This is a genomic window from Azospirillum sp. B506, from assembly GCF_000333595.1.
GTDB lineage: Bacteria > Pseudomonadota > Alphaproteobacteria > Azospirillales > Azospirillaceae > Azospirillum.
Genome location: NZ_BADK01000296.1, coordinates 1 through 5,673, shown reverse-complemented (window position 1 = coordinate 5,673; position 5,673 = coordinate 1). Strand labels below are relative to the sequence as shown.

Below are 5,673 nucleotides of genomic sequence, written 5' to 3'. Positions count from 1 at the left end.
GGATGATCCTGGCGGTCGCCGGCTGCGTCGCCCAGGCCGAGGGCGAGGAGATCGTCGCCCGCGCCCCATTCGTCGACATGGTCTTCGGCCCGCAGACCTACCACACCCTGCCGGAGATGGTGGCGAAGGCCAGCCGCGCCGCCGGCAGCGTGCTGAACACCGATTTCCCGGCCGAATCCAAGTTCGACCTGCTGCCGGAGGAATCCGGCAGCCAGGGCGTCTCCGCTTTCCTGGCGGTGCAGGAGGGTTGCGACAAGTTCTGCACCTTCTGCGTGGTGCCCTACACCCGCGGTGCCGAGTTCTCCCGCCCCGCCGGCCAGATCCTGGCCGAAGCGAAACGGCTGGTCGCCCACGGCACGCGCGAGATCACCCTGCTGGGCCAGAACGTCAATGCCTGGCATGGCGACGGGCCGGACGGCAGCAGCTGGGGCCTTGGCCGGCTGATCCGCGAACTGGCGGAAATCGACGGGCTGGAGCGCATCCGCTACACCACCTCGCACCCGCGCGACATGGCGGACGACCTGATCCGCGCCCATGCCGAGGTGCCGCAGTTGATGCCCTACCTGCATCTGCCGGTGCAGGCGGGGTCGGACCGCATCCTGGCGGCGATGAACCGCAAGCACAGCGCCGACGATTACCGCCGTCTGGTCGACCGGCTGCGCAGCGCCAAGCCCGATCTGGCGATGTCCGGCGACTTCATCGTCGGCTTCCCCGGCGAGAGCGACGCCGATTTCGCCCAGACGCTGAAGCTGGTCACCGACATCGGCTATGCCCAGGCCTATTCCTTCAAATACAGCCCGCGTCCCGGCACCCCGGCTTCGGTCGAGGGCGCCCAGATACCGGAAGAGGTGAAGGAGTCCCGGCTGGCGGCGCTGCATCAGCTGCTGAACGCCCAGCAGGTCGCCTTCAACCACAGCTTCATCGGCCGCAGCGTGCCCGTCCTGTTCGACCGCGTCGGCCGCCGCGGCGGCCAGCTGCTGGGCCGCAGCCCGTGGATGCAATCGGTCCATGCCGAGGCGAACGAACGGCTGCTCGGCCGCATCGTCGAGGTGCGGGTCGACGCCGCGCTGGCCAACAGCCTCGCCGGCACCGTGGTGACCACCGAAACAACGACCGGCGAACACACCACCGCCTCTCCCTTCCAGCCTGCCGTAACCTTGGAGGCAAGCGCTTGAACGGTCTGCCCGAACGGCGTATCGACGTTCAATTCGATGACAACCGGCTTCTGCCGATGCTGTACGGGGAGCATGACCGCCACCTCGCCCGCATCGAATCCCTTCTCGGCGTGTCGCTGATCTCCCGCGGCAACACCCTGACCATCTCCGGGCCGTCCGAGGCCGCCGAAACGGCGCGGACGGCGCTGAACGGCCTGTATGGCCGGCTGAGCCGCGGCCAGACCATCGACGGCGGCGAAGTCGACGGTGCCGTCCGCATGGCGACCGCCGAGGCGGGTTTCGCCGGTGTTTCGACCGGCGAAGAGCCGCGCGCCCCCGGCCCGCAGGCGACCATCACCCGTGCCGAGATTGCGCTGCGCACCCGGCGGCGCGGTCCGATCACCCCGCGTACCCCCACCCAGGCCGCCTATCTGCAGGCCCTGGCGGAGAGGGAACTGGTCTTTGGGCTCGGTCCGGCCCGCACCGGCAAGACCTATCTGGCGGTGGCGCAGGCGGTGGCGCTGCTGACCCACGGCCAGGTCGACCGCATCGTGCTGTCGCGCCCGGCGGTCGAGGCGGGCGAGCGGCTGGGCTTCCTGCCCGGCGATCTGAAGGAAAAGGTCGATCCTTACCTGCGTCCGCTCTATGACGCGCTGCACGACATGCTGCCGGCGGAACAGGTGAAGAAGCGGCTCGAGTCCGGCGAGATCGAGATCGCGCCGCTGGCCTTCATGCGCGGCCGGACGCTGGGCAACGCCTTCGTCATCCTGGACGAGGCGCAGAACACCACGCCGATGCAGATGAAGATGTTCCTGACCCGTCTCGGCGAGGGCGGGCGGATGGTCGTCACCGGCGACATCTCGCAGATCGACCTGCCGTCGGGTACCCGGTCAGGGTTGCGCGACGCGCTGGACATCCTGCGCGGAGTGGAGGGCGTGCGCTTCGTCCGCTTCACCGACGCCGACGTTGTCCGCCACCCGATGGTGGCCCGCATCATCCGCGCCTATGACCAGGCCGAGGCGCGCGAGGCGGAGCGCAAACAGGCCCGCCGTACCGGTTCCATACCCGAAACGACCGGAAACGGACCTGGGATCGTTGGAGAACCGGAATGACCAGTGCGGTCGACATCACTGTTTCACGTGAAGCCGGCGACTGGGCCGAGGATGCCGAGTGGCTGGCCGAGCGCGCGGCCCTCGCCGCCCTCGGTGCCGCGTATGACGACGAGGAAGGCCCGGCCGAGCTTTCGGTGGTCCTGGCCGACGACGAGCTGGTCCACCGGCTGAACCGCGAGTATCGCGGCAAGGACAAGCCGACCAACGTGCTGTCCTTCGCCCTGACCGAGGCGGAGGAACCGGAAGCGCAAGACGGCGTGCCGGTGATGCTGGGCGACGTCATCCTTGCGTATGAAACGGTCGCGCGGGAAGCCGCCGAACAGCGGAAAAACTTTGCGGACCACATGACTCACCTTGTGATGCATGGTGTTCTGCATCTGCTGGGGTATGATCACGAGACGGACGATGAGGCCGAGGAGATGGAGGCGCTGGAAACCCGGTTGCTCGCCACGCTCGGAATCGCCGATCCTTACGCCGCCAACCACCAACCGCCGGACCGATGAGCGATATATCCGACAGTCGCACGCCCCGTGATGACCACGGGGCCGAAGACCATTCCCTGGGCCACCTGTTCAAGGGGTGGCTCCGCACCGTCTGGGGCGGCCGCGAGGACAATTCCCTGCGCGGCACCATCGAAGAGCTGATCTCCGGCCTGGACGATGCAGCCAGCGAGGACGGCGAGGATTCGCTGGGCGCCGGCGAACGGGCGCTGCTGACCAACATCCTGAAGCTGCGCGACCGCACCGTCGCCGACGTCATGGTGCCGCGCGCCGACATCATTGCCGTCGACATCGACACCCCCTTCCCCGCCCTGGTCCAGCGCGTCGCCGAGGAAGGCCATTCCCGCCTGCCGGTGTTCCGCGAAACCCTCGACGACGTGGTCGGCATCATCCACATCAAGGATGTGATGACCCTGATGGCGAAGCAGGCCGCCTCTGCGGAGGGGCTGCGCCAGAAGCCGAACCTGACCGGCATCATCCGCGAGGCGAAGATCGTCGCCCCCTCCATGCATGTGCTCGACCTGCTGGTACAGATGCGCCAGACCCGCCAGCACATGGCCCTGGTGGTGGACGAGTTCGGCGGCATCGACGGACTCGTCACCATCGAGGATCTGGTGGAGGAGATCGTCGGCGAGATCGAGGACGAGCATGACGAGACCGCGGCGCCGCGTCTTGTCGAGCGCCCCGACGGCAGCCTGATCGCCGACGCCCGCCTGCCCATCGAGGATTTCGAGCATCGTGTCGGTCCGGTCCTGTCCGAGGAGGAACGCGAGGACATCGACACGCTGGGCGGTCTGGTCGTCTCCATCGCCGGCCGCGTGCCGGGGCCGGGCGAACGGCTGGTCCATCCCTCGGGCCTGGAGTTCGAGATCGTCGACGCCGACTCACGCCGCCTGAAGCGCCTGCGCGTCCACAATGTTCCGGCCAACAGTTCGGAACTGGCGGAGACGGCGTAGCACCGTCGGCGTCTCTTCCGAATTCAGACTGACGGCAGTCCGCTTCCACAAGCCCTTCTCCCCCGGCGGGAGAAGGGCTTCGGTCTTTGTTCCGCAAGCAGTCCTCCGAGGCTGCGCGGGCACCCCGTCACCCCCGCTTCCACAACTCAGCCCCGCCCACAACAGCCTTGGCACCCCTGCCCGGCCACATTACCTATGGCGCCGCCCGCCTTGCCGCCCCCCTTGCCGCTGCCGGAGTTGCCGCCTTGACCGCCACCGACACCCTGCCCGTCCCGGCCCGGCTGGGCCGTGTATCCGCGCGGCTGTCCGCGCTGACCGGCTGGCGCCGCATGGCCGCCGCGGCGCTGCTGGGCGGGCTCGCCACCCTGGCGCTGCCGCCGGCCGACCTGATGCCGGTTGTGCTGGTGGCGTTTCCCGGCCTGATCTGGCTTCTGGAGGGTGTCGAGACGAAGAAGGGCGCCTTCGCCGTCGGCTGGTTCTTCGGCTTCGGCCATCACCTGCTGGGACTTTACTGGATCAGCGCCGCGCTGTTCACCGACATCGAACGCTTCTGGTGGGCATTGCCGCTGTCGGCCGTCGGCCTGCCGGTCCTGCTGGCGATGTTCAGCGGCAGCGCCACCCTGACCTTCCAGCTGCTGCGCCGGCGCGGCTTCGGCGCCGGGCTGGGGCGGCCGCTGCTGTTCGCCGCCAGCTGGTGTTTGTGGGAGTGGCTGCGCGGCCATGTCTTCACCGGTTTCCCCTGGAACCTGATCGGCTATGGCTGGGTCGGCGTGCTGCCGGTGCTGCAGACCGCCTCGCTGGTCGGCATATATGGACTGACCCTGCTGACCGTGCTGGTGGCAAGCTTGCCCGCCGCCCTGCCCGACCGCGACACCAGCCCCGGCCGCGCCCGTGCCGCCGTCGCCGCCGGTCTGGCCGTGCTGGCCGTTCTCGGTGGCTGGGGAGCCTGGCGGCTGGCCGGGGCGGTCGACGAACCGGTCCCGGGCATCCGGCTGCGGCTGGTCCAGGCGGCGATCGATCAGCGGTTGAAATGGGCGCCCGGCGAGCGGATGCAGAATTTCCAGAGCCATCTCGCCCTGTCCGCGGCGCCTCCCGCCGATCCTGCCGCCCAACCGCCCAACGTCATCGTCTGGCCCGAGACAGCCGTCCCCTTCTACGTCGAGGAGGATGCGCGGGTGCGGCAGGCCATGGCATCGGTCATCCCGCCGGGCGGGCTGCTGATCACCGGGGCGCCGCGGACAACGATCGGTGCGGACGGCGCACGCCGCTATTTCAACGGCATGGTCGCGCTGGACGGCAGCGGCGCCGCCGTGGCCGACTACGACAAGTTTCACCTCGTCCCCTTCGGCGAATATATGCCGCTGCGGCAATGGCTGCCGGTCGGCGCCATCGCCGGCAACGGGGCGGAATTCTCCCCCGGCCCCGGTCCGCGCACCCTGCATCTGGGGGATCATGTGGCCGGACTGCCGTCCTTCAGCCCGCTGATCTGCTATGAGAGCATCTTCCCCGGTGCCGTGGTCGACACCGCCGACCGGCCGCACTGGCTGCTGAACCTGACCAACGATGCGTGGTATGGCCGCACCGCCGGTCCGCACCAACATTTCGCCATCAATCAGGTCCGCGCCGTGGAGGAGGGCCTCCCCCTGGTCCGGGTGGCGAATACGGGAATATCCGGGGTGGTCGATTCCTACGGTCGTGTGCGACAATTGCTCGGACTGGGTGAGCGTGGCTTCATCGATACCACGTTGCCGAAAGCGCCGTCTGGCGTCACAGCCTATGCCCGTATGGGTGACAGGATTTTCGGCATAGTGCTTCTGGGCTGTTTTCTGCTGGCCATGGCCTCGCGATATCACCGGTGACACAGCAATACGGGCATTCCGCCCCCACTGGCAGATTAAATTCGTGTAAACGGGTTGACCGTACCGGGCTAGAGTGCATACGTGGATATGTC

Annotated in this window: 5 protein-coding genes; all 5 read left to right on the top strand. The window is 68.3% G+C overall.

Annotated features, from left to right (window positions below; genetic code table 11):
- On the top strand, positions 1-1,175 hold a 1,175-nt coding region (miaB, locus tag I71_RS09285; protein WP_042694136.1), incomplete at its 5' end, for a tRNA (N6-isopentenyl adenosine(37)-C2)-methylthiotransferase MiaB.
- Positions 1,172-2,266 (top strand): PhoH family protein, encoded by a 1,095-nt coding sequence (locus I71_RS09280; protein ID WP_042694134.1) that lies wholly within the window; start codon positions 1,172-1,174, stop codon positions 2,264-2,266. The genes miaB and I71_RS09280, both read left to right, overlap by 4 nt.
- On the top strand, positions 2,263-2,769 hold the full coding sequence (gene ybeY, locus I71_RS09275) for an rRNA maturation RNase YbeY (RefSeq protein ID WP_042694133.1): 507 nt from the start codon (positions 2,263-2,265) through the stop codon (positions 2,767-2,769). Before I71_RS09280 ends, ybeY begins: the two co-directional genes overlap by 4 nt.
- A complete protein-coding gene (locus I71_RS09270) occupies positions 2,766-3,722 on the top strand; it encodes a hemolysin family protein (RefSeq protein WP_042694131.1) in 957 nt (318 codons plus the stop codon). Before ybeY ends, I71_RS09270 begins: the two co-directional genes overlap by 4 nt.
- A 167-nt stretch (positions 3,723-3,889) precedes the next feature.
- Positions 3,890-5,581 (top strand): apolipoprotein N-acyltransferase, encoded by a 1,692-nt coding sequence (gene lnt, locus I71_RS09265; RefSeq protein WP_244433727.1) that lies wholly within the window; start codon positions 3,890-3,892, stop codon positions 5,579-5,581.
- The last annotated feature ends 92 nt before the right edge of the window (positions 5,582-5,673 follow it).